We start from the raw sequence: 1,818 nt of genomic DNA on the forward strand, positions 1-1,818 counted from the left end.
TCTCGTTCTCATGCACCAGCGCCACCGCCTCCGGTGCCCGCCGCACCTGCGCCTCGAACAGCTCATGGATGCACCGCTCCGACGGATACGCCGCCTCCGTGCGGTTCAGCTCCTCCAGCAAATACCCGCGCTCCGCCGCCGGCAGGATCTCCAGCTCCCGCACCGGCGTGTGCGGCGAGCGCTCCAGCAGCTCCGCCAGGTGCTCCAGCGCATGTTGCATGTAACCGCAGATACGCTCTGCTGAAACCGGCTCGACCGCTTCCGCCGTCAGGCCCAGCGCCTGCCCGGAGTCTTCCACCGACAGGCTCAGGGGATAGTTGGTGCGCTCCTGCGCACCCAGCCATTCGATGCCGTCCAGGACATCGTCGCCCACCGCCCCCTGAAGCGCCGCCAGCGTATTGTGGCGATAGTTCAGCAGCGCGCTGAACAATGGCGCAGGCGCCGCAACGCCGCTGCAGCGCTGCGCCAGCGCCAGCGGGGCATGCTCGTGGGTGAGCAGCTCCGCCAGCCGCGCGTGGGTGCGACGCACACTCTCCCCGACCCCGGTTCCATCCACGTCGAGCCGCACCGGCAGCGTGTTCATGAACAGCCCCATCGCCCGGTCCGCGCCGCTGCCACCATGCATGCGCCCGAACAGCACCGTGCCGAACACCACCTGCTCGCGCCCGCTGCTGCGCGCCACCACCTGCGCCCACGCCAGATGGCACAGGCTGGCCACGCTCACCCCCAGCCGCCGCGCCTGCTGCCGCAGCCGGTTGTTAAGCGCCTGCGGCAACTGCCGCCGCGCCTCGTTCACCCCGCTGCCCTCGCCGCGCACCTCGCCCAGCCCGAACGGCAGCGTCGGCCCGTCAATCCCCGAGAGCATCTCCCGGAAGAACTGCTCATGCGCCGGCTCTCCCACACCCAGCCGCGCCTGCGCTATCAGGTTACGGAATGGCTGTGGCTCGGCCAGCTCGTGCCCGCGTCCTCCCAGCACGCTCCGCACCTCCGCATGCATTACCTCTGAGGTCGTGTGATCGCCGATCAGATGATGCTGCAGCGCCAGCAGCAGCCAGCGCCCGCTGTCCGGCTCCCGGGCCGTCACAAACCGTATCAGTGGCGCCCGCCCCAGATCGATGCGCTGCCCGCGCGGATCGAACCGGCGCCGCAGCTGCTCGGGAGCCGGCCCCTCCGCCTCGTCCAGTTCAACCTCCACCACCTCCAGCCGCGCCTGGCGCCACACCACCTGCGCCGGACTGGACAGCCCCTCCCACACAAACGACGTGCGCAGGATATCGTGCCGGTCCACCACCCGCTGCACTGCCGCCAGATAGCGCTCCAGCAGGTCACGACCGGCAAATGCCATCTGCGAGACCAGCAGGTACGGATCGCCCTGGCTGGCCAGCAGATGATGGAACAGGATGCCCTCCTGCAGCGGCGAGAGGGCATAGATGTCCTGGATGTTGGCCAGCCCTCCGGGCACCGTGGCCACCACCCGGTCGATCTCCGCCTGGCTCAGCCCGATGAGCGGCAGCATCCCGGGGGTGATCGCCGTACTGTGCGCGGCAATCAGGTTGGCGGGGACCGCGACCTCCTGATGGCGCCCCAGGCTGGCCGCCAGATCGGCCAGCACCGGCCGCGCGAACAGCGTGCGCACCTCTACTCCCAGCGAGCGCTGCCGCAGCCGCTCCATCAGTTGCACGGCCAGCAGTGAATGACCGCCCAGCTCGAAGAAGTGGTCATGCCGGCCGACCCGCTCCAGACCCAGCAGCTCCGCCCACAGCTGCGCCAGCACCGTCTCGAGCTCCCCGCGCGGCGCCTCGTAGCCCCGCCGCGCAT

The 1,818-nt window shown here is 70.1% G+C and carries 1 protein-coding gene; it reads right to left on the reverse strand.

All coding sequences use genetic code 11. The features are described from left to right. The coding region (locus AB3X89_RS39610; RefSeq protein WP_368587983.1) for a condensation domain-containing protein at positions 1-1,818 on the reverse strand (1,818 nt) is incomplete at both ends.

The organism is Paraburkholderia sp. BR14320 (assembly GCF_040948665.1).
Lineage (GTDB): Bacteria > Pseudomonadota > Gammaproteobacteria > Burkholderiales > Burkholderiaceae > Paraburkholderia > Paraburkholderia youngii.